The 23216-nt window shown below is 69.9% G+C and carries 17 protein-coding genes and 1 tRNA gene; 11 read left to right on the top strand and 7 right to left on the bottom strand.

Annotation, left to right across the window (positions count from 1 at the left end; all coding sequences use genetic code 11):
- Positions 1-2: 2 nt before the first annotated feature.
- From K8640_RS41885 to K8640_RS41860, 6 genes are all read left to right on the top strand, one after another.
- Positions 3-77: transfer RNA gene (locus K8640_RS41885), tRNA-Gly, on the top strand.
- Positions 78-295: 218 nt separating this feature from the next.
- Complete coding sequence (locus K8640_RS41880; RefSeq protein WP_223752198.1) at positions 296-1078, top strand: ABC transporter permease; 783 nt, start codon at positions 296-298, stop codon at positions 1076-1078.
- 9 nt (positions 1079-1087) lie between these two features.
- Entirely contained in the window at positions 1088-2380 is a 1293-nt protein-coding gene (locus tag K8640_RS41875) for an ABC transporter ATP-binding protein (RefSeq protein ID WP_141324605.1), read from the top strand.
- 75 nt (positions 2381-2455) lie between these two features.
- Positions 2456-6268, top strand: a complete 3813-nt coding sequence (locus tag K8640_RS41870; RefSeq protein ID WP_370640449.1) for a glycosyltransferase — start codon at positions 2456-2458, stop codon at positions 6266-6268.
- Positions 6269-6541: 273 nt separating this feature from the next.
- Positions 6542-8503, top strand: coding sequence for a class I SAM-dependent methyltransferase (locus K8640_RS41865; RefSeq protein ID WP_223752197.1), 1962 nt, complete (start codon positions 6542-6544; stop codon positions 8501-8503).
- Complete coding sequence (locus K8640_RS41860; protein WP_223752196.1) at positions 8500-10788, top strand: glycosyltransferase; 2289 nt, start codon at positions 8500-8502, stop codon at positions 10786-10788. The genes K8640_RS41865 and K8640_RS41860 overlap by 4 nt, the downstream gene beginning before the upstream one ends.
- Positions 10789-10863: 75 nt before the next feature.
- Here K8640_RS41860 and K8640_RS41855 read toward each other — a convergent pair whose 3' ends face one another.
- The 3 genes from K8640_RS41855 to K8640_RS41845 are packed head-to-tail and all read right to left on the bottom strand — an operon-like array spanning position 10864 to position 15278.
- A complete protein-coding gene (locus tag K8640_RS41855) occupies positions 10864-13056 on the bottom strand; it encodes a glycosyltransferase (RefSeq protein WP_223752195.1) in 2193 nt (730 codons plus the stop codon).
- Positions 13057-13078: 22 nt separating this feature from the next.
- Positions 13079-13654 (bottom strand): hypothetical protein, encoded by a 576-nt coding sequence (locus tag K8640_RS41850; RefSeq protein ID WP_223752194.1) that lies wholly within the window; start codon positions 13652-13654, stop codon positions 13079-13081.
- Positions 13644-15278 carry a glycosyltransferase gene (locus K8640_RS41845; RefSeq protein ID WP_223752193.1) on the bottom strand — a complete coding sequence of 545 codons (1635 nt, stop codon included), beginning with the start codon at positions 15276-15278 and terminating at the stop codon, positions 13644-13646. Before K8640_RS41845 ends, K8640_RS41850 begins: the two co-directional genes overlap by 11 nt.
- Before the next feature lie 120 nt (positions 15279-15398).
- On the opposite strand from K8640_RS41845, the gene rfbB reads away from it, so the two are divergent.
- The 4 genes from rfbB to rfbC are packed head-to-tail and all read left to right on the top strand — an operon-like array spanning position 15399 to position 18770.
- On the top strand, positions 15399-16424 hold the full coding sequence (rfbB, locus tag K8640_RS41840) for a dTDP-glucose 4,6-dehydratase (protein ID WP_046714716.1): 1026 nt from the start codon (positions 15399-15401) through the stop codon (positions 16422-16424).
- 1 nt (position 16425) lies between these two features.
- Entirely contained in the window at positions 16426-17328 is a 903-nt protein-coding gene (locus K8640_RS41835; RefSeq protein ID WP_223752192.1) for an SDR family oxidoreductase, read from the top strand.
- A gap of 15 nt (positions 17329-17343) precedes the next feature.
- Entirely contained in the window at positions 17344-18228 is an 885-nt protein-coding gene (rfbA, locus tag K8640_RS41830; RefSeq protein WP_223752191.1) for a glucose-1-phosphate thymidylyltransferase RfbA, read from the top strand.
- Complete coding sequence (gene rfbC / locus K8640_RS41825; protein ID WP_223752190.1) at positions 18225-18770, top strand: dTDP-4-dehydrorhamnose 3,5-epimerase; 546 nt, start codon at positions 18225-18227, stop codon at positions 18768-18770. The genes rfbA and rfbC overlap by 4 nt, the downstream gene beginning before the upstream one ends.
- A 36-nt stretch (positions 18771-18806) precedes the next feature.
- On the opposite strand, the gene K8640_RS41820 is transcribed toward rfbC, so the two are convergent.
- A complete protein-coding gene (locus tag K8640_RS41820) occupies positions 18807-19247 on the bottom strand; it encodes an SRPBCC domain-containing protein (RefSeq protein WP_223752189.1) in 441 nt (146 codons plus the stop codon).
- Between the two features lie 54 nt (positions 19248-19301).
- Here K8640_RS41820 and K8640_RS41815 point away from each other — a divergent pair, with 54 nt between their 5' ends.
- The gene (locus tag K8640_RS41815; protein WP_046714711.1) at positions 19302-19631 is read left to right on the top strand and encodes a helix-turn-helix transcriptional regulator; all 330 of its coding nucleotides are present in this window, start codon (positions 19302-19304) and stop codon (positions 19629-19631) included.
- An 18-nt stretch (positions 19632-19649) separates the two neighbouring features.
- Here K8640_RS41815 and K8640_RS41810 read toward each other — a convergent pair whose 3' ends face one another.
- The 3 genes from K8640_RS41810 to K8640_RS41800 form a co-directional block, all read right to left on the bottom strand.
- Positions 19650-21332, bottom strand: coding sequence for a hypothetical protein (locus K8640_RS41810; RefSeq protein ID WP_223752188.1), 1683 nt, complete (start codon positions 21330-21332; stop codon positions 19650-19652).
- Positions 21333-21512: 180 nt separating this feature from the next.
- A complete protein-coding gene (locus K8640_RS41805) occupies positions 21513-22289 on the bottom strand; it encodes an AAC(3) family N-acetyltransferase (protein WP_223752187.1) in 777 nt (258 codons plus the stop codon).
- Between the two features lie 13 nt (positions 22290-22302).
- Positions 22303-23187 carry a LysR family transcriptional regulator gene (locus K8640_RS41800; RefSeq protein WP_223752186.1) on the bottom strand — a complete coding sequence of 295 codons (885 nt, stop codon included), beginning with the start codon at positions 23185-23187 and terminating at the stop codon, positions 22303-22305.
- Positions 23188-23216 lie beyond the last annotated feature (29 nt).

Raw genomic sequence — 23216 nt, 5'->3', positions numbered from 1 at the left:
ATGCGGGAATAGCTCAGCGGTAGAGCATCGCCTTGCCAAGGCGAGGGTCGAGGGTTCAAATCCCTTTTCCCGCTCCAGAACGAAGGCTCCCAGGGAAACCCGGGAGCCTTTTTGTTTTCTCACGCAATGACTCGCATCGCATGCGTGGCGGCCCCGCGGGGTGGGACGGCCGAGCGTGCGTCAGGGCCGGCTGGACGGAGGGGAGACGACCCCTCGCGAGAGGCACGAGGGAATCGTGCGGGGTGTATGGCTTGCCTCGCACGCACTCGGGCCCTGCTATATGAAGGGCCCCCTCATGATTCGCCTCGTCCGAGAACTGTACCAATACCGAGGCCTGCTCCTCAGCCTCGTCCAGCGTGAGCTCAAGGCCCGCTACCGCGGCTCGTTCCTGGGCTTCCTCTGGACGTTCCTGAATCCCACGCTGCACATGTTGGTGTACGCGCTGCTCTTCACCATGGTGATGCGGCAGAACATCCCCAACTACCCGTACTTCATGTTCGTGGGGCTGCTGCCGTGGATCTGGTTCACCTCGTCGCTGACGGCGGGCGCAAGCGCCATCAGTGACCGGCGCGACCTGATGACGAAGGTGCGCTTCCCGGCCCAGGTGCTGCCGACCACGGTGGTGATGACGAACCTGAGCAACTACGTGCTGTCGCTCCCGCTGATGCTGACCCTGGGGCTCATCTACGGGCAGTACCCCACCTGGCACGTCATCGCGTTCCCGCTGGTGGTGCTCATCCAGCTCATCTTCACGCTGGCGCTCACGTACATCGTCGCGGCCATCAACGTGTCGTTCCGGGACCTGCAGCACATCGTCGGCAACGTGCTGACCATGTGGTTCTTCCTCACGCCGGTGCTGTACCAGGCGAGCACCATCCACGACGAGGGCCTGCGCACGACCATCCTGATGGCCAACCCCATGGCCAGTTTGATGCTGTCGTACCAGGCCATCTTCTACGAGCACCGCCTGCCGGACGCGGGCCCGCTGGCCGCGCTGGCCGTCGTGTCGGTGGTGCTGCTGTGGGGCGCGTCCGTCCTCTTCGAATCCCGCCGCGAGGACTTCGCGGAATCCATCTGAGCCGTCGCCATGCAGGAACCCCTCGACGCCATAGTGCTGCGCGATGTCGTGAAGAGCTTCCGGAAGAGGACCATCCGGGGTGAGTACACGACCTTCAAGTCCGAGCTGCTGCGCTGGTTGCGCGGCAGGAACAAGCCGAAGGAGGGGGGGCTCATCACCGCCCTGCGCGGCATCAACCTGCGCATCCCCCGCGGCAAGACGGTGGCCATCATCGGCCGCAACGGCTCCGGCAAGAGCACGCTGCTCAAGCTCATCACCGGCATCTACACGCCCACCTCGGGGGTGATGGAGATCAACGGCCGCATCTCCGCGCTCCTGGACCTGGGCGCGGGCTTCCACCCGGACTTCTCCGGCCGGGAGAACATCCTCATCAACGGCATCATCCTCGGCATGTCGCGCACGGAGGTGCGCGAGCGGATGGATGACATCATCGCCTTCAGCGAGCTGGGCGAGTTCATCGACGAGCCGGTGCGCACGTACTCCAGCGGCATGTACATGCGCCTGGCGTTCGCGGTGGCCACGCACGTGGACCCGGACATCCTCATCGTCGACGAGATTCTCGCGGTGGGCGACGAGCACTTCAGCAAGAAGAGCCTCGCGAAGATGACGGAGTTCAAGAAGCGCGGGAAGACCATCGTCCTGGTGACGCACGACCTGGGCACCGTGGAGAAGTGGTGTGACGAGGTCGCCTGGATCGACGGTGGCTACATCCGCCGCGTGGGCCGCCCCTCGGACGTCGTGGCCGAGTACAAGCAGGCCATCGCCCTGGCGGAGGCGCAGTCCGCCACCTTCACGCCGCCGGCGCTGACCGAGGACGGCGGCGCGCTGCCCCAGGTCAACGTGCCCGTCGAGGACGGCCCCGTGCGCCTGTCCGGCCTGCGGCTGACGTCGCCGGGCGGCGCGGAGGTGGCGCGGCTGTCCCCGGAGGTGGCGGTGGAGGTCTGCGTGGACTTCTCCGTCCAGGGGCCGTGCGCGGACCTGGAGTTCGAGGTGTCGCTCCAGTCCCCCGAGGGCCGGGCGCTCTACGAGACGAGCACGCGCGTGGAGTCGGTGCCGCTGCCGAAGGAGCTGCCGTCCTCGGGGCGGATGCGCTTCGTGCTGGAGCGGCTGGGCCTCTTGGCGGGCACGTACGTGTGTGTGGTGTCGGCACGCACGGCGCAAGGGGTGTCCCGCGAGCGCTGCACCTTCGAGGTCAGCTCCTCGGTGGCCGAGCGCGGGGTGTTCCGTCCGGCCCACCACTGGGTGGTGGAGCCCGTCGCGGTGCAGCTCCCCCCCGCGCTCGCGGGTGGCGGCCGTCCCTGAGTCATTCGGGTTGGCGGGAGTCGTCAGGGGGCGTATCCGTGCGGCCGGCACGCGAACGAGAGAGGCGGTACGGCGGTGAAGACAGTGCTGGAGAAGCTCGCCGGTGATTCACAGGCGCCCGACGCGGCGCCGGGCGCCGGGGAGCTGGCGCGGATGGTGGCAGTGGTGCGCTCGCTGCTGGAGGCGCGCCGCCCGTGTCTGCCCGGGGCCTGCGAGGACGTGACGGCGCTGGAGGGCGCGCTGCGGCTGCTCACCGAGCAGCTCTACCGGGCCCGGCCGGAGGGGGCGCACGCGCTGTCCCCGCTGCAGGAGGCCTCGCGGCTGGCGGTGCCGCACGAGTTCGCGGTGCCGGACTCGCACCGCGCCACGCTGGGCCGCGTGGTGACGGCGACCAAGCGCGCCTTCATCGAGGGACTGCACCCGTTCCACGTCGAGTCACTGCGTCCCCAGGCCGACTTCAACAAGGCCGTGGTGCGCGTGCTGGAGTACCTCACGGTGCACCGCGCGCTGGGCCTGCGCGAGGACGTGTCGGCCTGGGCTCGCGCACAGCTGGCGCCCAAGGCGGACCCGACGCGCTGGCGGGTGGCGCGCTCCCACCGGGGTGGCGCGCTGGGCTCGGTGGTGGAGGCCGCCAAGCGCTCGTACCTGTCCGCGGCGGGGCCCGTGCTGGAGGGGCTGCTCAAGGGACAGTCGGCCTGGAACGCGGCCATGGTGGAGGCCGTCGTCGCGGCGGCCAGCCCCACGCCGCCCGACGAGGCCACGGGCGCCCGGTGGGTGGCGGGGCTCGTCGAGCACAACGACCCGCTGCGGCCCGAGGCCCTGCCGCGCCCGCTGCGCGCGGGGGCGCCCTTGTGGACGGAGCTGTTGCGTCGGCAGACGCGCTTCAACGAGCAGGCGGTGCTGGCGCTGGCGGGCGTGCTGGGCACGCGCACCCCCGCGCCCCGTCCCCCGGAGCTGGGTGACTACGAGGGCTGGTGCGCGAGCCGGGAGCCGGCGGACCTGGAGGCCGCGCGCGAGGCGCTCGGAACGCTGTCCTCGCGGCCCCGGGTGACGCTCGTCACGCCCGTCTACAACACGCCCGAGTCCTTCTTCCGCGAGTGCGCGGACAGCGTGCGGGCGCAGCTCTACACGGAGTGGGAGTGGGTGCTCGTCGACGATGCCAGCACCGCGCCGCACGTGGCGGGGATGCTGCGCGAGGCGGCGGCGGGGGACGCGCGCATCCGCGTGGTGACGTTGGAGCAAAACGGCGGCATCGCTCGGGCGACGAACGCGGGCCTGGCGGTGGCGACGGGCGACTGGGTGGGCTTCCTGGACCACGACGACACGCTGGCGCCGCACGCGCTGGCGCGGATGGTGCTCGCGGCGGAAGCGGAGCCCTCGCTCGAGGTCCTCTACAGCGACGAGGACCGGCTGGACTCCGAGGGCCGGCGCACGGCGCCGTTCTTCAAGCCGGACTGGTCTCCGGACCTGCTGCGCTCGGTGAACTACGTCTGCCACTTCCTCTTCGCGCGGCGGCGGTTGCTCGAGGCGGTGGGGGGCGTGCGCGAGGGCTTCGACGGCTCGCAGGACTTCGACCTGATGCTGCGGCTGAGCGAGGCGGCGCGCGGCATCGGCCATGTGCCCCAGCTCTTGTACCACTGGCGCGCCAACCCGGCGTCGTTCTCCAGCCAGGCGGCGGGGCTTTCGAAGGCGACGGACGCGGGCGAGCGCGCGCTGCGCGAGCACCTGGCGCGCAAGGGCGAGGCGGCCGAGGTGTCCAGCCCCGCGCCCACGCAGTACCGGGTGCGCTATCCGGTGAAGGGCACGCCGAAGGTGTCCATCATCGTCCCGTTCAAGGACCGGCCGGACTTGCTGGAGCTGCTGGTACCGGGGCTGCTCTCGCGCACGACGTATCCGCACTTCGAGGTGCTGCTGGTCTCCAACAACAGCACGAAGCCGGAGACCTTCGCGCTCCTGGAGCGGCTGACGGACCCCCGGCTGGTGAAGCTCACCTGGGACTTCCCCTTCAACTACCCGGCCATCAACAACTGGGCGGCGAAGCAGGCCACGGGCGAGCTGCTGCTCTTCCTCAACAACGACATGGAGGTGGTGGACCCGGGCTGGCTGACGGAGCTGGTGTCGCAGGCGCAGCGGCCCGAGGTGGGCGCGGTGGGCTGCAAGCTGCTCTTCCCCGAGGGCACGGTGCAGCACGCGGGCGCGGTGGTGGGAATCACCGGCATGGCGGGCCACCCGTTCTGGCGGCTGCCGGACGGCCCCATCTCCACGCCGTTCGGCCACACCGAGTGGACGCGCAACTGGCTGTCCGTCACCAGCGCGTGCGTCATCTTCCGGCGCGACGTCTTCGAGGGCCTGGGCGGCTTCGACGAGCGCTTCCAGGTCTGCGGCAGCGACGTGGACATCGGCCTGCGGCTCAACCAGCGCGGCCTGCGCGTGGTGTACACGCCGCACGCGCGCCTCATCCACCACGAGTCCGCCAGTCGCCGCGCGGACGCCGTGCCGGAGTCCGACTACTGGTGGTCCTACGTGTCCTACCGGCCCTGGCTGGGGGAGCGCGGAGACCCGTTCTACAACCCGAACCTCTCGCTGCTGGGCACGGACTGCTCGCTCCGACGTCACCCGGAGACGGGCGAGACGCTGGCCCTGCGCACGCTGACGCACGACGTGCCCAGCGCGCAGGACCCGGCCATGGAGGCGCGGGCGCGGGCGCAGCGCCACCTGGTGGAGCACCTGGGCGAGCTGGACTTCACGCCCGAGCAGGCGGCGGCGTCCCGCGAGTCGGCGGGAGCGGCCCTCTCGGCCCTGCGCGCGCGGGGGAAGGTGCGCACGGCCACCTGGTTCATCCCCGCGTTCGGCCACGTCTACGCGGGCATCCACACGCTGTTCCGCTTCGCGGACCTGATGCAGCGGCGTCACGGCGTGCAGAGCGACTTCGTCGTCTACGACAAGCCGGGCGCGAGCCCCGGGGACTTCGAGGCCAGGGCGGCCACCGTGTTCCCCGGCGCGGCGGGGGCCTTCCGCGTGCTGGCGGGGGCGTCCGCGCTGTCGGAGCTGCCCGAGTGCGACCTGGCCATCGCCACGTACTGGACGTCCGCGTACCCGGTGCTGCGCCACCCGCGCGCGGCGGTGCGCGCGTACTTCGTGCAGGACTACGAGCCGATGTTCTTCGCGGCCGGCACCCAGTCCGCGCTCGCGGAGCAGACCTATCAGCTGGGGCTCCAGGGAATCTTCAACACGCCGGGCCTGCGCGACACGGTGAAGGCGCTGCATGGCATGGACGGCTTCGCCTTCGAGCCCGCCGTGGACTCGGCGCTCTTCCATGACCGGCGTCCGGCGCGCAAGGGCCCGGTGCGGGTGTTCTTCTACGGACGGCCCGGCAACGAGCGCAACGGCTTCGAGCTGGGCCTGGCGGCGCTGGCGCGGCTCAAGCGGGAGCTGGGCCCGGCGGTGGACATCGTCACGGCGGGCGCCGAGTGGCATCCGGAGTCCTACGGCGTCCGCGGGCTGGTGACGAACCTGGGCGTGTTGCCCGCGGAGCGCACGGCGGCGCTCTACCGGGAATGCGACGTGGGTCTGTGCTTCATGTTCACCCGCCACCCGTCCTACCTGCCCCTGGAGATGATGGCGTGTGGCGTGACGGTGGTGACCAATGACAATCCCGCGAACCACTGGTTGCTGGAGGACGGGGAGAACTGTCTGCTGTCCGCGCCGACGGTGAGCTGCGTGCTCGCGCGGCTGCGCGCGGCCGTGACGGATGCCTCGCTGCGCGCGCGAATCGGTGCGCGCGCGGCGGAGCGTGTGCGCCGCACGAGCTGGGAGGAGCAGGTGGACCTGCTGCTTGAATACCTGCTGACGCCAGACGTCGGGAGCGCTCGCGCCGCCGTCAAGTGAGGCACTCGCCCGGCCCGCTCGCTCGGATGTGGGCCAGGCGGGCGTCGGATGCGTCGGATAAGACAGGTGCCCGTGCGACTGGGCGCACCTCGTGGCTTTTACCCTTCACTGCCAGCACGTCCCTTGCCTGAGCGCCGCCAGTCATGGGAATGGTTGCAGGACTTACCGAACTTCGCTGGAAACGGACCCTCGGTCCATGTAGGCGGCGTCAATTCTCAACGGCCTATGTACAAAGACATCAAGAGCGAGCGCCCCAGCGGGGACTCGACGCAAATGAGCAAGGGGCTTCCATTGTGGACGCCGGCCGCCGGCCGCGCGCAGTGGGAGGCGGGGAACGCCGACGCGCAGGGCGCCAGGGTGTACAGCCAGCAGGAACGGGTGCTGAGCACGCTCATCCGCGCCGAGCAGAAGCGCCTGGACCGCTCACTGTCCGTGTTGGAGCTCGGCTGTGGTTTTGGTCGTCACGCCGCCTATGTCACCCGTCTCTCGCACGTCCAGTACCATGGGTATGACGCCTCCGAGTCCATGACGGAGCCGCTGCGTCGCGAGGCGCCGAACCTGGCGAAGGATCGCATCTTCTTCGGCGAGGATCCGCTCACTGCGGTGGGCGAGCGCCGCTTCGACGTGGTCTTCAGTGTCGCCACGCTGCTGCACACGCAGGGGGACCGCATCTCCAGCCTGCTGGAACGCCTGGGGCGGCTGCTGTCGCCGGATGGCGTGCTGGTGCTGGTGGAGAACCCGCTGGTGCCCACGAGCGTGTGGGACGCCTCGCAGCACCCGGGCGGTTGGCTCCACGCCTTCGCGGACCTGCTGCCACAGGGGTGGGATCTGCACCACGGGCCCGGTCTGGTGGACGGCCAGGACGTCTATGTCCTCAAGCGCCACGGTGACGAGGGCCGCCGCTACTTCCAGCTCACGGGGCCGGAGTCGCCGCGGGACGAGTCGCGGCCGGTGACGCTGGAGGCGCTGCGCGAGCGCGCCATGCCCCAGTTCCTGGCGTGGGCGGAGCGGGCCAGCAAGTCCCTGTCGGGGGCTGCAGCCACGAGCGCCGAGGCGAAGGTGGAGGAACTCACCGAGCGGCTGGCGGTGCAGACCGAGCGCTTCGCGCGTCGCCAGCGGCTCCAGGCGCTGTCCGATGACCTGGCGCGCCTGCGGGCCTCGCGCGTCGCGTTCCCGGATGCACCCACGGCCTATGTGCCGCCCACCTCTCATCCGGGCTTCATCCTCAACGCACCGCTCGACACGCGCTGGTCCGCAGTCATGCCCCGGTTCGGGAAGCTGATGCATGTCTTCCATCAGGAGTGGCACGGCATCCGCGCCGCTGCTGGCTACATGCCGGGGCAGAAGCTGGCCATCACCTGTGAGCGCACGCTGGATGAGCGGGAGTTGCGTGCCTCGCTCGAGCTGGTCGAGCGCAGTGGCTGTGACACCGTCATCCTGCACGCGTTCTCACCCAATGCCCGCGACTTCGCGGTGCTGCTGCGCCGGACGCTCGGCTCGTCGGTGCGCATCCTGGCGCTGTGGCATGGCTCGTCGGCGCAGTTCCACTTCACGCAGGAACTCGACTACTTCTCGCAATTGGTCGACCTCAAGCGAAGCGGCGTCTTCGATGCGGTGGCCACCGTCAAGCCAGGCATGCACCTGCTGTCGCCGGACGTCTTTCCCCAGACAGTCATCAACCTGCCCCCGAGGCTGACGGACGCCGAGCGCACCGCCCCGACGCGCCGCATGACGCGCGCCGCGCTCATCCCCACGCCCAACGACTGGCGCAAGAACTTCTACACCAACCTCTTCGCCTGCCAGGCCTCCACGCGCATCGACGACATCTACGTCACGGCGTCCTACGTGATGCCGGAGTCGCTCAAGGGGCCACGTCGCGTCCACCACGTCGCGCGTCCTTCGCGCGCCGAGATGTTCGACCTGGTTCGCCGCTGCGACATCATCATGAACGCCTCGTTGTCGGAGTGTCAGCCCATGACGGGGCTCGAGGCGCTCGCGCTGCGCATTCCCTGCATCCATGGCGCACTGAGCATGGGGGCGTTGGACTCGCATCCCTATCAGCGGCTCACCCAGATTGCCGGTGTGGACTCGGTGGAGGTCGTCGCGGCCGCCCTCGAACAGCTCGTGTCGATGCGTGAGCGAGCGCCCGAGGAACTGGTGGGGATGATGGCGGACTACGAGCGGACCGTGACGCTCGAGGCCGTCAGGGTCCTGGAGGCGTTCGTTCAGTCATGAGGCCGCGTCGCGTCTGTCTTGTCACCGACGAACTCCATCCGTTCACCGCGGGCGGCATTGGTCGTGTCGTCCACAATCTCGTCGAGGCCTCGCTCCAGCGCGCCGCGGACGTGGAGCTGCACCTTTTGCTCCCTTCGAGTGCTTCGATGGCGCCGCCCGACGTGGAGCGCTACTTCCAGGGCAAGGTGAAGGCCCACCGCTGCGCGCCCCGGCCGGAGTGGGAGGCGACCTTCGACGAGGGCGGCGTCTATCCTCCGGTGGGCGCCTTCACCGACACCTTCTGCCACGCCCAATCCATGGAGCTGATGCTCGAGCTGCGTCAGCTGGAGGCGCGCGGCCTCCTCTTCGACGATATCGAATTCCCGGACTACCGCGGCTGGGCCTTCTGCTCCATCCAGGAGAAGCTCCTGGGCTGTGGTCTGCAGGGCGCGCGGATGGTGGTGCGGTTGCATTCGACGTCCGGGATGCTCGCGCCATTCGAACGTCAGTTGCCAACCAAGGAGCACCTCGGCGTCCACGAACTGGAGCGCAAGGCGCTGCTGGATGCGGACCTCGTCGTGGCCCACATCCCGGGAGTCGCGGAACTCAACCGCGCCTACTACGGCTTTGCGGAGAGCTGGCTGGACAAGGTCGTCCAAGAGTTCCCGCCGGTGGCGCCGAAGCAGGACTTCGTGCCGGTGCGAGGGGAGCGGGAGCCGGACCTCCTGTTCGTCACCAAGGTCCAGAACTTCAAGCGCGCGGACCTCTTCGTTCGAGGCGCGGCGGCGTTCATGCGTCACTGCCCCGAGTACCAGGGGAAGGCGGTGTTGGCCTGCCATGTCGCGAACACGGCGTTCCTCACGTGGATCCAGTCGTTGATTCCGCAGAGCCTTCGGGAGCGCTTCATCTTCACCGGGCCGGCCAAGGACCGTGACGCGATGATGCGCGAGGGCATTGTCGTCATCCCCTCCGACTACGAGTCGCTCAATCTCACCGCGTACGAGGCCTCCGCCGCCGGCGCGACGCTGGTGCTCAACGCCGGGTGCGTGGCCTTCGCGCCGGGCAGCCCCTTTGTCGATGGCGTCAACTGCCACACCTTCGATGGCTCGGTGGAGGGGCTCGTCGCGGCCATCGAGCGCGCGTGGCGCTCGGGACCGCTGCGCCCCGTGGAGTGGACGGCGGACGTGCCTTACTGGGAGAAGCCAGCTCCCCCACCACGAGCGCTCCAGCGGCTCGAGGGCGCGCGGCTGCCGCGGGTCAGCGTGCTCATCACGAATCACAACCTGGGGCGCTTCCTGCCAGAGACGCTCGCGAGCGTCGCGGACAGCAGCTACCCGGAGATTGAGGTCATCATCGTGGATGACGCCTCCACGGGGGCCTTCGACCATGAGGTCCTGAATCACATCGAGGAGTCCATCCGCTCCGGTGAGAGCGGTGTGAAGCTCATCCGCAATCCCGTCAACCGGGGGCTCCCCGCCTCGCGCAACATCGGCCTGGGCGCCGCGACGGGGGACTACATCCTCCCGCTGGATGCGGATGACTGCATCAGCCCGACGTTCATCCGCATGGCGGTAGAGGCCTTGGAGCGGCACCTGGAGTTCGATGTCGTGGTGCCGTCGACGGGTTACTTCGACTCCGACGAGGCGCGGGCCCGGCGTCGCTTCATCGACTACGCGCTCTTCATCGGGGATTGTCCGTCCCTGGGAATGGTTGCCAATCGCTTGGCATGCGCCACGTCGCTGATGCGCCGCTCGTTGTTCGAGCGCATGCGCTACAACGAAGCGCTGACGAGCTACGAGGATTGGGACCTGTACCTGCGGCTGGCGCACTCGGGGAGCCGCTTCCTGGTCACCAACGCGCTCCACTTCCACTACCGGCGGCGCAAGGGGTCGATGATCTCCGGCGTCAACCGGCGCCGGCACCTGGAGCTCTTGTTCCAGCTCCACCAGGGACTCCCGCGCCCGCTGCCCGCGGGCTCGCAGTTGAGCGCCTTCCTGCTGCTCGCGGAGATGGCGGATACCGCCCACTCCACGGACGTGGCCAGTACCGGGGTGGCCGTGGGAGAGCCTCCGCTGCGCTACGGGGTGGTGGACACGCTCAACAGCGCGCTCAAGCGAGCCCCGGTGGTACACCGCCTGCTCAAGCTCGCCGCCAGTGGCTTGACCCCCGAAGGCGAGGAGGAGCGCCCCATGCGCTATGCCCTGGTGGACTTGGTCAACCGCACGCTCAAGCGGATGCCCGCCGTGCATCCCCGGATGAAGCAGGTGGTGCACACCACCCGCCAGTGGGGCCTCACCCGTCGCTGACGGGCGGCGGGGGCCATACGGCCCGGTGCGGACGCGAGCTCGTGTCCGCCCGGGAGTCCAGGGGCTCGCGGAGGTTCAGCGCCGCGGCTTGTTACCCCGCAGCCGGTCCACGAGCTGCTGGCGGAGCGGCCGCGAGGTGTCCTCGGTTCCCACCACCCGCGTCGCCACGCCGCGCAGCGCATGGTGGACGACGTCGAACCGCTTGAGCGTTCCATTGACGCGGTCGACCACCTTGTCCAGCAAGGGGCGTGGCGCGGCGTCCGCGAGCCGGGCATGCAGCAGCGCCTCCTGCTTGTGGGCTTCGCCTTGGAGGATGCGCAGCGAGCGCTCGGGGTGGAGCGCGAGACTCGGGTGCTTCTGGTACAGGTAGGCCATCAGTCGGTAACGATCTCCGACGAGGGACGTGCGCGTCATCGAGTCGGGCCGCAGCCGGTACTGGAACAGGGGCTCCGGGATGACGGAGCCACCCAGCCCTCGCTCCGCGAGCGAGCAGAAGACGTCCCAGTCCTCGTAGCCCGTGAGCCACTCGTCGTACCCGCCGACGTCCTCGACGTCGCGACGCCTCATCAGCGCCGTGCAGGTGGATGCCACGTTGGCGACCCAGAGCGCGTCACGCTCCATGCCCCAGGGAGCCCATCCGCCCGTCACCTGCGTGGCGTCATCGACGAAGTAGGTCACCAGTGAGGTGACGTAGCCGAGCCCGGAGGTTGCCTCCATCACCGTGACGGCCTTCTCCAGGAAGGACGGCGCGATGAGGTCGTCGGGATCCAACGGGAGGACGTAGTGCCCTCGGGCCACCTTCAGGCCCGCGTTGCGAGCAGAGCTCAGGCCGCCATTCTGCTTGCGGATGATGCGCAGGTCCGGCGCCTGGACCCGGTCGAGCAACTCGATGCTCTCCTCGTCCGTGGAGCCATCATCCACGAGGACGATCTCGTAGTCGGTGAAGGTCTGCGCGCGGATGGCGCGCAGCGTCTCTGGCAGGTAGCGCCCCATGTTGTAGTAGGGCACGAGGATGGATACGCGAGGCGTGTCGGACTTGTCCTGTGCGAGCTTCGGGAGGACGCGGTTGCGCGCGTGCGCCGCGCCCTCCACTGCTGCTTCCACCTGACGCACGACGCTCGCGGGAGCGCAGACCTCGGCGATGCGCAGCGGGGCCTCACGGTGTGCGGTCTCCCTCAGCGCGGGTGTGGTGAGCGCCTTTTCCAACGTGGCCGCCAGGTGATCCACATCACCCGAGCGGAAGAGCAAGCCGCTGTGCCCGTCCTCGATGAGCTCGGCCATGCCGCCCGCGTCGCTGCCGACGACGAGCGCGCCGGAGGCCATGGCCTCGAGACAGACGTTGGGGAAGTTCTCCCAGAGAGAAGGGAAGCAGCACACGGTGGCCTCTGCCAGCGCCGCGGCGACCTCCGGACGCGAGCGTGGGGGTTCGAAGCGGATGCGGTCCTTCCAGGCGGGCGCAACGCGGCGCTCCAGCCAGGTGCGCACCGAGCGCCCGAAGGGGCCCGTCTGGGTGTCGCCGCCGATGAGCTGGAGCTCGGCGTCCACGCCGCGCTCGAAGAGCGACTGCATGGCCTCGATGAGGAGGTGGACGCCCTTTCGATACTCCAGGCGTCCGAAATACAGGACACGCTGGCGGCCCAGGGGAGGGCGCGGCGGCAGGCGTGGGAAGTCGTGGGCGGTGAAGGGGTAGGGGACCACGACACCCCGGGTCTCGAGCTTCAGTCGCGCGCTCACCCTGTCGAGCAGCGAGCGCGTGGGAGACAGCAAGAGGTCCGCTTCCCGGATGCACGTGTCCTCGAGGTACTCCTGCTGCGCAGCATCCATGTCCAGCGTGGTGACGCGGTTGAGTTGCTGCACGTCGAAGGTGGGGGTGTGCAGCTTCACGGCGAGCACCGCGGAGGCGAAGTGGCCTAGCGTGCGCCGGGCTCGCAGGGCGAAGTAGCCCTCGCCCTCGTACTCGGGGAACTCGATGAAGTCGAAGGCATGGCGCTCGTGCAGCTCGCGCAGGGCCAGGTACACCTTCATCGAGTGCCGGAGCGGCGGGAAGGGGAATGCCCCCGCGTAGCCGGGGGCCAGGTCCTGGGCGACGGTGTGCACGTGGACGCCGGGCAGCAGCGTTCCGGCGTGCTCCAGTCCCGCGTGGGGCGCGGTGAGCACATGCATCTCATGGCCTGCCTCCGCGAAGGCGCGACACATCAGCGACGCGTAGGTGCCGATTCCACCGCCGAAGAAGGGGGAGAGCTCTCGGGAGACCAGGCAGATGCGCAAGGGGACCTCGGAAGAAAAAGGGCTACTGCCGACCCGGGCGACGACGGCGCTTCGCTCCGCCGGAGGGCGTCGGAATGTCGACGTCGGAGACCGAGGCTCGGGGAGCGGAGGACCGCGGAGGTGCTGCATCGCCACCCGGAGTCGCGCCCCGCTCACCTCGCGCGGCCTCCTCGATGCGCGCGAGCCGCCGCTCGACGTCCTGCCGCCAGGTGGCCTGGGTCCGCGCGTGCTCACGCTGCACGTCGTGAATCGTCGCCAGCGCATCGAGGATGGACTCGTTGAACTCCACCTGCTTGCGCAGCGCCTCGTTGATGAACGGCTGGAACACGAGCCGGAAGGCGCGCTTCGCCAGCACTAGCGCCGGCCCCGTCACGCCGCCGCGGTGCGACGTCACCGGGCCCGCGTAGCGACTGTCCATCTTCCCGCGCGCCTCGGTGAGCAGCGCGGGCCAGGGCGTGGTGACCGCCGGCCTCGCGGACGCCTCGAGCACCTGGCGAAGCGACTCCCTCGCCTCGTCCGAGGGCTCCGGAAGCTTCTGGGTCTCCCTCGCCACCGTCTCGGCGGAGGGCGCCCGGGTCAACAAGTCCTCAGCGCGCATTCGAGCCACCTCGGGCAGAAGAAAGTGCCTCTACCAACGCCGTCACGGCCTGCTCCGGATGCCCAGGCTCCATGGCGACCAGCCGCGCTCCCAACTGACGACGCGCGGGCTCCAACACCGTCGACGGCGCCGACGGAACATGCGCGCCACAGGCCCTGGCTCCCACGTGCGGCAGGAGCGCCTGCGCCACCAACGTCTCCACTCCCAACAGCACCACCGGCGCCGCGGACACGCGCGCCGCGGTCTCCAGCGACGAGGACCCAGGCAGCGCATCAGGGCCCGGGCCCACCGGCTGGTCCGGCGTGAAGTGCCACACGGGCACCCCCTCCACGTCCTCGGGCCCCAGCGTGGTGGACGCCTCCTGTCCCCGAGGCCGCAACGCCAGCACCCGTGCTCCGGGCAACCGCTCCACCAGTCGCCGCGCCAGTCGCGACGAGGCGTCCTCGGGGCGCACGGTGAACGCGGGACACACCACGTCGACAGCAGCCTTCTCGTGTCCCAGCGCGGGCCCGCTCGGGCGCGCCGTGAGCAGCGCCTCGAACGCCTGGCGCACCTGCTCGGCCACGCTCTCCTGTGAGAGCGACGCCAGCCGGGCGCGCTGCCCCTGGAGCACCTCCGCGCGCAGGGCGGGGTTGCGGTCCAGCACGGCGAGCAACTGCGCCACCTCTTCCGGCGCATCCGTCAGCGTGGCCAGCCCCGCGCCACCCATCGTCTCCGGAACCGCCGCGGCCCCATACGCCACCACGGGCACGTCGCGGTACATCGCCTCCAACAAGGGCACACCGAAGCCCTCGTGCCGGCTCATCGACAGGTACGCGGACGCCGTCCTGAAGCACGCGGAGAGCTGCGCCGGACTCACGCGCCCCAGGAACAGCACCCGCTCCGCGCCGAGCACCTCCTTGAGCCCGTGCAGATACGCACCATAGGCCCCGTCCCGATGCAGATACCCCGCGATTACCAGCCGGCTCCTCGGTTGGTACAGCCGCTGGTACGCGGTGAAGACGCGCAGCACGTCATCCACCTTCTTGCTCGGCACCGCGCGTCCCACGAAGAGGACGTTCGCGCACCCATCACCCAGCTCCGCGAGCAGCGCCGGGTCCGGGGCCGTGTCGAACGCACTCCAGTCGATGGCGAAGGGCAGCGTCGCCACGGAGCCGTAGCCCGCGGCCACCAGCTCCTCCGCGCTGAAGCGCGAGTAGCCGAACGCCCGCTCGATGTGCGGCCGCAGCTCCAGCAGCTCCTCCCGGGCCGCGTCGCACGCGGCGGCCACCTTCCGCTCGAACCCCTCGAACAGCCGGGCGGGCGTCACGTTGTGGTACACGAGCACCTTGCGACCAGGCGCCCGGGCGATGAGCGGCACCAGCCGCGACTGGAAGCTGTGGTGCACCAGCAGGAGGGAGTCCGGGCGGGCGTCTTTCGCGTACTCGCGCGCGGGGCGGACCTGGTCCTTGCAGGCGTCGTCCCAGTCCTCGGCGTAGATGTCCGACGCGTGGCCCCAGCGACGCAGCAGGTCCTGGAGGTAGCGCACCTGGTTGCCCACCGCGTCGCCCCAGGCGAGCCGGGGCAGGAGCTGGTGGACCGCCGGGAGACCCGTCGTCGGGGGGCTGCGTCTGGATTCACTCACGCGGAGGCTCCCTTAGCGCCGCGAGGGGGAGCACACAAGCCCGAGGCCCCTGGCGCCTTGACCGTCAAGAACCTCTCCGATACGCAGGCACCCTCTCTGAGCACCCGAGGCCCGCGGCACATGAACGTAATGGTGACAGGAGGGTGTGGCTTCATCGGCTCCAACCTCGTGCGGTACCTGCGACGCGAGCGACCCGACTGGACGGTGCTCAATCTCGACCAGCTGACGTACGCGGGCAACCTGGAGAACCTCTCCGACCTGGAGGGCGACCCCCGCCACGTCTTCGTCCGCGGCGACATCGGCAACCGCGAGCTGGTGGAGCACCTGATGTCCGTGCACGCCATCGACGCCGTGCTGCACCTGGCGGCCGAGAGCCACGTGGACCGCTCCATCCTCGGCCCCGAGGTCTTCGTCACCACCAACGTGTTGGGCACCCAGCGGCTGCTCGAGGCCAGCCGCGCGCGCGGCATCCAGCGCTTCGTCATGGTGTCCACCGACGAGGTCTACGGCTCGCTCGGCCCCACGGGCGCCTTCACCGAGTCCTCGCCGCTCAACCCCTCCAGCCCGTACTCGGCCAGCAAGACGAGCTCGGACCTGGTGGCGCTCGCCTACCACCACACGTTCAAGATGGACGTGGTGGTGACGCGCTGCTCGAACAACTACGGCCGCTACCAGTTCCCCGAGAAGCTCATCCCGCTCATGGTGGTCAACGCGCTGCACGACAAGCCCCTGCCGGTGTACGGCGACGGCGCCAACGTGCGCGACTGGCTCCACGTGGAGGACCACTGCCGGGCGCTGCTGCTCGCGCTGGAGAAGGGCCGCGCGGGCGAGGTCTACAACATCGGCGGCGGCGCGGAGCGGCGCAACATCGACATCGTGAAGGCCATCCTCGGCCTGGTGGGCAAGCCCGAGTCGCTCATCCAGTACGTCAAGGACCGGCCGGGACATGACCGGAGATACGCCATCGACCCGTCGAAGATTCGCGCGGAGCTGGGCTGGACGCCCGCGCACACCTTCGAGGAGGGCCTGGCCCAGACGGTGCGCTGGTACGTGGACCACCCGGCGTGGTGGGGCCGCGTGATGAGCGGCGCGTATCGCCAGTACTTCGAGACGCAGTACCAGCACCGCCTCCAGGGGAGGGCGTGACATGCGCGTGCTCGTCACGGGCTCGAATGGACTGGTGGGCAGCCGCGCCTGTCTGCAGTTGGAGCAGCGCGGCCACACCGTGGTGGGCCTGGGGCGAGGTCCCCGTCGCACCGGCGGCGCGTATGGCTACGCGGCGGTGGACCTGACGCGCGAGGCGGAGGTGGCCTCGGCGCTGGAGGCCGCGGCGCCCGAGGTCGTCATCCACTGCGCCTCCATGACGGAGGTGGACGCCTGTGAGAAGGACCCGGAGGCCGCCTACGCGGGCAACGTGCGCGCCACCGAGTTCGTCGCGCGGGGCGCTCGCAAGGCCGGGGCGCACCTGGTGCACGTGTCCACCGATTACGTCTTCGACGGCGAGGCGGGCCCGTACGACGAGGACGCCGTGCCCAACCCGCGCGGCGTCTACGCGGTGACCAAGCACATGGGGGAGCAGGCGGCGCGGGTGCTCGCGCCCGGCTGCGCCATCGCCCGCACGGCGGTGGTGTACGGCTGGCCTCCGGTGGAGGGGCGGCTCAACTTCGGCGCGTGGCTGGTGACGAATCTGGAGAAGGGCCAGCCCGCGAAGCTCTTCGAGGACCAGGTCGTCTCGCCCAGCCTCGCGGACAACGTGGCGGCCATGCTGGTGGAGCTGGGAGAGCGCAAGCTCGGCGGCGTCTGGAACACCTGCGGCGCCGCCGTGGTGGACCGGGTGGCCTACGGCCGGGCGCTGTGCGAGGTGTTCGGGTTCGACCCGAAGCTCATCGTCCCCACGCGCATGGCGGAGCTGAAGCTGCCCAGCCCCCGTCCGCTGAAGGGGGGACTGAGGACGGACAAGGTTCGCACCCAGCTCGAGGCGAAGCCCCTGGAGCTGGCCGAGTCGCTCGCGCGCTTCCACGCCACGTGGAAGGCCGCGCGGGGGCACTGACGTGGAGAGGTGGACATGAAGGGCATCATCCTCGCTGGCGGCTCGGGCACCCGGCTGTATCCGCTGACCCGCGTGGTCAGCAAGCAGCTGCTCCCGGTGCACGACAAGCCGATGATCTACTACCCGCTCAGCACTCTGATGCTGGCGGGCATCCGCGACGTGCTCATCATCTCCACGCCGCAGGACCTGCCGCGCTTCCGGGAGCTGTTGGGGGATGGCTCGCAGTGGGGCATGCGCTTCGAGTACGCCGAGCAGCCCCGGCCCGAGGGCCTGGCCCAGGCGTTCATCATCGGCCGCGACTTCGTGGGCAAGGACCCGGTGTCGCTCATCCTGGGCGACAACATCTTCTACGGCCACGGGCTCAGCAACCTGGTGCGCGACGCCGCGCGCCGCACGTCCTCCGGCGCCACCGTGTTCGGCTATTACGTGAAGGACCCGCAGCGCTACGGCGTCGTCGAGCTGGACGCGAAGAACCGCGCGGTGAGCCTGGAGGAGAAGCCGGCGAAGCCCAAGTCCAGCTACGCCGTCACCGGGCTGTACTTCTACGACAACCAGGTGCTCGACATCGCCGCGCAGCTCAAGCCGAGCCCGCGCGGCGAGCTGGAGATCACCGACGTCAACATCGAGTACCTGCGCCGGGGCCAGCTCGACGTGGAGCTGATGGGGCGCGGGTATGCGTGGCTGGACACGGGCACGCACAGCTCGCTGATGGAGGCCTCCAACTTCATCGAGGTCATCGAGCGGCGGCAGGGCCTCAAGGTGTCGTGTCCCGAGGAGATTGCGTACCGGATGGGCTACATCGACGCGAAACAGCTGGTGGCGCTCGCCGAGCCGATGCGCAAGAACGAGTACGGCGAGTACCTGCTGGCCGTCGCGGAGAACCGGGGGGCGGTGTCGTGAAGGTCATCCCCCAGGAGATTCCGGAGCTGCTGCTGCTCGAGCCCAAGGTCTTCGGTGACGACCGGGGCTTCTTCATGGAGCTGTTCCACGCGAAGCGCTACGCGGACGCCGGCATCCCCGGGCCCTTCGTGCAGGACAACTACTCACGCTCGGGGAAGGGCACCCTGCGCGGTCTGCACTTCCAGGAGCCGCAGGGGCAGGGCAAGCTGGTGCAGGTGCTCGCCGGCAGCGTGTTCGACGTGGCCGTGGACGTGCGGCGCGGCTCGCCGACGTTCGGCCGGTGGGTGGGCGTGGAGCTGTCCGCGGAGAACCGCCGGCAGCTCTGGATTCCGCCGGGCTTCGCGCACGGCTTCTGTGTGACGAGCGCCACCGCGGACTTCCATTACAAGTGCACCACGCTGTACGCGCCGGAGGTCGAGCGCTGCATCGCGTGGGACGACCCGGACCTCGCCATCCCCTGGCCGGTGACGGAGCCGCTCATGTCCCCGAAGGACCTGCGCGCCCCCCGGCTGAAGGACGCGCAGGTGCTGCCTTCGCTGTAGTCGTCGCCTTGACGGGTGGGCGGGCGACGGGCCCGCTCACATCGCTCCGCCCGCGCGCAGGTTGATGCCGTACTCGAGGTAGGCCTTGAGGCACGACATCATGTGCATCCAGCCGCCGCAGTTGCCGTAGGACGCCTGGACGTCCGCCGGGGTGTCCTTCCAGCCGGACTCGCGAATCTGGACCATGGTGTTGCCGGCATCGATGGGCGTGAAGCGCATCTCCACCCGAATCTGATAGCCGCCCGGGCCCGCCTCCCACTCGAAGACGAGCCGGGCGTCCTTCTCCACCTCGCGGACGACGACGTCGTGCTCGCCCGGCACCTCCGCGAAGCTCCACTTCACCGTCGTGCCCGCCACCAGCGGCGCGCTCGCGGTCTGGACGAAGTAGCCGCTGAGCTTGCGCGGGTCCACCACCGCGTCGAACACCTGCGCCACCGGCTTCTGGACCTTCAGCTGCACCTGGAACCTGGGCTCCATCTCGTTGCTCCTCTCGCTGGGTTTCGGCCGGACAATATGTTATAGAACTATAACATGTCGAGGGCGGAGCGGGATGACCTCATCTTCAAGGCGCTGGCGGACTCGCGGAGGCGGGCGATGCTGGACTTGTTGAAGGAGGCGCCGCGGACGACGGGAGACCTGTGCGAGCGGTTCGAGGGCTCGCTGGACCGGTGCACGGTGATGCAGCACCTGAAGGTGCTGGAGCGCGCGGGTCTGGTCATCGCGGTGAAGGAAGGGCGCACGCGCTGGAACTACCTCGACGTCACGCCCTTCCAGGAGATCCACGAGCGGTGGATCTCCCCCTATGCACGGGAGGCGGTGGGCCTCCTGTCGAAGCTGAAGCGGGACGTGGAAGACGACTGACGCCCGCTGGACTCGCGGCTACAGGCTCTTGAGGAACTCCACCAAATCACCCCGCTGCGTGGCGTCCTGCACGTAGACGGGGTGGGGTGCCTTGTCGCCGCGCGCGGGGTCCAGCAGCGAGTCCAGCCCGGCCACCTCGCTGTCGTGGAGGAAGCGGTCCTTGCGCCCCAGGTCCAACAGCAGGGGCAGGGCGGAGCCACGCGGCTCACCGCGGCGGCTGGCCTCCACGATGACCGTCTTGTCGTCGAAGATGGTGGTCGGGTCGTCCTGGATGGGCGCGAAGGCGATGGTCCGGATGCCGGGCTCCACGGGGCGCTCGGCGAGCACCGTCGGGTTGTAGCCCGGGTAGATGCTCTTCATCGGCACGATGAAGGACGGGACGCGCTTGCTCTGGTCCACGTTGTGGCAGTTGGTGCAGCGCGCGGTGAACTGCTCGCGCCCACGCGCGGCGCGGGTGGCGTCGAAGGCGACCGGCGCGGGCGCCTGGAGGCTGTCGGTGTACGCGTTGAGGTCCCTCAGCGCGCTCTCGTCCACGCGCAGGCCCACGGGCGCGGCCTCGGTGCCGACCTGGTCGGCGGGGACGGCCGTCGCGGTGATGTACGGGAAGCCCTCGCCGACCACGCCTCCCTTGCCCACCACCTGCGTCTCCTTGAGGATGGCCAGGTAGTCGTCCGCCAGCTCGGTGCCCGCGGCCTTGCCGCCCAGGGCCTGGAGGAAGGTGCGCCCCCCGGGCGTCACCAGGCTCGTGAGGTCCAGCAGCACGGTGTAGACGAGGTTGTTGAAGTTCTCGAGCCGCGCGATGTCGCCGGGCGTGCCCCAGGGCGCGGCCAGGTCCGTGCGGAAGAACGACGCGATGTGCTGCTGCGCGCCCGTGCCGTCCGGCGCGTCGTCGAACGAGCCCAGCGGGTAGAAGGCCGGGTTGCTGACGAAGGCGTCGACCTCCGCCTCCGTGGACTTCTCCGTGAGGCCCTGCTCCGAGGGTGCGCGGCCGATGGACCTGTCGCCGTTGGCGGTCAGCTTCACCTGGAGCAGCGGGTAGAGCGCGCGCGTGTTGGCCGCCACCGCGAAGATGCCGCCCACGTTGAGGTTGTGCGGCGTGGGGCCGTCGATCTGCTTGCCGACGGAGCCGCCGCCCAGGTTGTTCGGCGACTTCACCACCGAGCCATCCGTGATGGCGTGGCACAGCGCGCAGGACACGCCCACCTTGTCGCCGCTGGCGACGTCCAGCTTGCCGTCCCCGTTGGTGTCCTTGACCACGACGCCAATCACCGCGTTGGCGTTGATGAGCGCCACGGTGGTGGCCGGGTCATTGAGCAGCGGACCGCTGGTGCCCTGTGAGGCCAGCTCCGCCGCGACGGCGGCCTTGGTGGCGTCATCGAGCGCGTCCACGTTGACGCTGAGGCCCGCCTGCAGTGCCTGCACCGGGGTGAGCCGCGCGGCGACGATGCCCGCGGGCAGGCGCACCGCGTCCGTCCAGAAGCCCTCGTTGCCGAAGGTCTCGAAGCGGAACACCTGCTGGCCCCGGGTGCTGTCGCCGCCCGTCAGGCGCGGCAGGTCCGGGCCCTGGTCCGCGGGGCCGTCCTTCGTCTGGTTCTGGTTGATGTTCGGGCCGCTGTCCTTGCTCTTCGAGCAGGCCCCCTGCGCCATGGCAAGACTGGTGGCCAGGAACACCCAGCCGACCTTCCCACGATTCTTCTTCATCCTTGTTCCCCCAATGCTGACGCGCTTCGAAGCGCGCAGCTATTGAGGTCACTCGGGCGCGCGTGGCACGTGCATTCCGCGTGGGAGTTGGTGCCTGTCGCTTCGGCGACACCCGGGGTGATCGCCTGTGCTCACTCGGGCGCGCGAGCGTCGGGCGCCGTGCTTCCGGGTGCGGGGCACTCAGCGCGAGACGCTGTCACGGGCGAGCGTGCACTCCTCGCAGCCGGCGTCTGGCCCGCAGAGGAAGACGAGCGGGTCCGAGGCGAGCTGCTCCAGCGCGACGGCGACGATGTCCCGCGCGTCCGCCAGTCGCGCGTCGGCGTGGCCCACCTTGCCCTCACGTTGCAGTCCCCGAGCGAGGAGCCACGCGTCGGCGCGGCGGAAGCCGATGCAGCAGTGGTCCGTCTCGGCGATGTCCACCGTGCTCGCGACACCGTCGACCTCGACGACGCAGGGATGGGAGATGGAGTAGGGCACACCCGCGAGCGACTCGGCGAGGTGCAGCGTGGTGTCCTCGCTGTGCGTCACGCCGAGGAGCAGGACCTGTCCACCCAGCGCGTGCACCTGACCCACGGGGCTGTCGGGGCCGTGCGGCGGAGACAGGGGCTGGGGACGGCAGATCTCCACCGCGTGGGGACCCGCCGCGGCGAACGAGCCGCCCGGATGCGTGCTGCGCACCACGCCCGGCTGGCGCCAGAACAGCTCCGCGGTGATGCCCATGTCCGTGGTGGGCGTGGAGCGCGGGTCGAAGACGGACTCGCCATCGGTCATCGTCGGCATCACCAACGTCCCGCGAGGTCCGAGGGCCGCGCGCAGGGCGGCCACCAGTCCGAGCGGACCGCCTTCCACGGGGCGCACGGCCCGGAAGGACGTGTGGACCAGGAGCACGCCCGCCTCGCGCACGCCGAGCGCGCGGAGCTGCTCCACCATCTGTTGCTGGGTGATCTCGTCGGACATGGGGCTCGAAGGCTCAATGGGGCTTCATCGCGAGCGCCGTCGGAACGTGCTCGATGAGGAAGTCTCGCATCGCGACCACGCGGGGCGCGAGGGGCCGCTCGGGGAGGGTGACGAGGGAGAGTGGGGTGCCGGGGAAGGTGAGGTCCGACAGCACCCGAACGAGCGTTCCCTGCGCCACGTCCCGCGCGGCGAGGAACGTGGGCAACAGCGCCACGCCGCCCGCGTTCCGGGCCAGCTCCAGCAGGGCGCCGAAGTCCTCGCACTCGACGGCCGCGGGAGGCGAGTCCTTCTTCGCGGCGAAGCTCTTGCGCCCCGGTTGGGTGGAGGGCCACAGGCCGTCATGCCGGGCCAGCTCGCTCATGGACTTCATGCTCCCGCGTGAGGCCAGGTAGCGGGGCGAGGCGAAGAAGCCCGCCTCCAGGGTGCCCAGCTTGCGTGCCTTGTACGGCCCGGGGCGCAGCGCGCCCACCCGCAGGGCCAGGTCCGAGCGCGTCGCCGCGAGCGCCACCACGGAGGACTCCAGGACGAGCCGCACCCGGACCAGCGGGTAGCGCGCGCGGAAGGCGGCGACCAGGGGAGCCACCACGGTGCGGCCCAGGTCCGGCGTCGTCGTCACCGTCACCAGCCCCGAGGGGGTCACGGGCCGGTCCTCCAGCGAGGTCGTGGCGGATTCGAGCGCGGCGAGGGGCTCGGCGATGCGCGAGAGGAGCTGCTCTCCGGCGACGGTCAGCGCCACCGCGCGGGTGGTCCGGGTGAGCAGGACCACGCCCAGCTCGGTCTCGAGCGCGCGGACCACCCGGCTCACGTGCCCCTTGTCCACGCCGAGCCGCTTCGCGGCCTGGGTGTAGCCGCGCGTCTGTGCCACCGCGAGGAAGACGGTCAGGTGGTTGAGGTTCATCGTTGTGGATTCTACAACGATGGGTTGCG

Source organism: Myxococcus sp. XM-1-1-1, from assembly GCF_020037095.1.
Classification (GTDB): Bacteria; Myxococcota; Myxococcia; order Myxococcales; family Myxococcaceae; genus Myxococcus; species Myxococcus fulvus.
Note: the sequence above shows the minus strand (reverse complement) of the source record. Positions and strands in the feature narration are given on the sequence as shown.

What these genes read in the sequence shown, in the direction of transcription:
- K8640_RS41860 (WP_223752196.1), top strand. Translation starts at nt 8,500, where the DNA reads ATGAGGCCGCGTCGCGTCTGTCTTGTCACCGACGAACTCCATCCGTTC.
- K8640_RS41875 (WP_141324605.1), top strand. Translation starts at nt 1,088, where the DNA reads ATGCAGGAACCCCTCGACGCCATAGTGCTGCGCGATGTCGTGAAGAGC.
- K8640_RS41805 (WP_223752187.1), bottom strand. Translation starts at nt 22,289, where the DNA reads ATGTCCGACGAGATCACCCAGCAACAGATGGTGGAGCAGCTCCGCGCG.
- rfbB (WP_046714716.1), top strand. Translation starts at nt 15,399, where the DNA reads ATGAACGTAATGGTGACAGGAGGGTGTGGCTTCATCGGCTCCAACCTC.
- K8640_RS41800 (WP_223752186.1), bottom strand. Translation starts at nt 23,187, where the DNA reads ATGAACCTCAACCACCTGACCGTCTTCCTCGCGGTGGCACAGACGCGC.
- K8640_RS41820 (WP_223752189.1), bottom strand. Translation starts at nt 19,247, where the DNA reads ATGGAGCCCAGGTTCCAGGTGCAGCTGAAGGTCCAGAAGCCGGTGGCG.
- K8640_RS41865 (WP_223752197.1), top strand. Translation starts at nt 6,542, where the DNA reads ATGAGCAAGGGGCTTCCATTGTGGACGCCGGCCGCCGGCCGCGCGCAG.
- K8640_RS41815 (WP_046714711.1), top strand. Translation starts at nt 19,302, where the DNA reads ATGTCGAGGGCGGAGCGGGATGACCTCATCTTCAAGGCGCTGGCGGAC.
- rfbA (WP_223752191.1), top strand. Translation starts at nt 17,344, where the DNA reads ATGAAGGGCATCATCCTCGCTGGCGGCTCGGGCACCCGGCTGTATCCG.
- K8640_RS41880 (WP_223752198.1), top strand. Translation starts at nt 296, where the DNA reads ATGATTCGCCTCGTCCGAGAACTGTACCAATACCGAGGCCTGCTCCTC.
- K8640_RS41810 (WP_223752188.1), bottom strand. Translation starts at nt 21,332, where the DNA reads ATGAAGAAGAATCGTGGGAAGGTCGGCTGGGTGTTCCTGGCCACCAGT.
- K8640_RS41850 (WP_223752194.1), bottom strand. Translation starts at nt 13,654, where the DNA reads ATGCGCGCTGAGGACTTGTTGACCCGGGCGCCCTCCGCCGAGACGGTG.
- K8640_RS41835 (WP_223752192.1), top strand. Translation starts at nt 16,426, where the DNA reads ATGCGCGTGCTCGTCACGGGCTCGAATGGACTGGTGGGCAGCCGCGCC.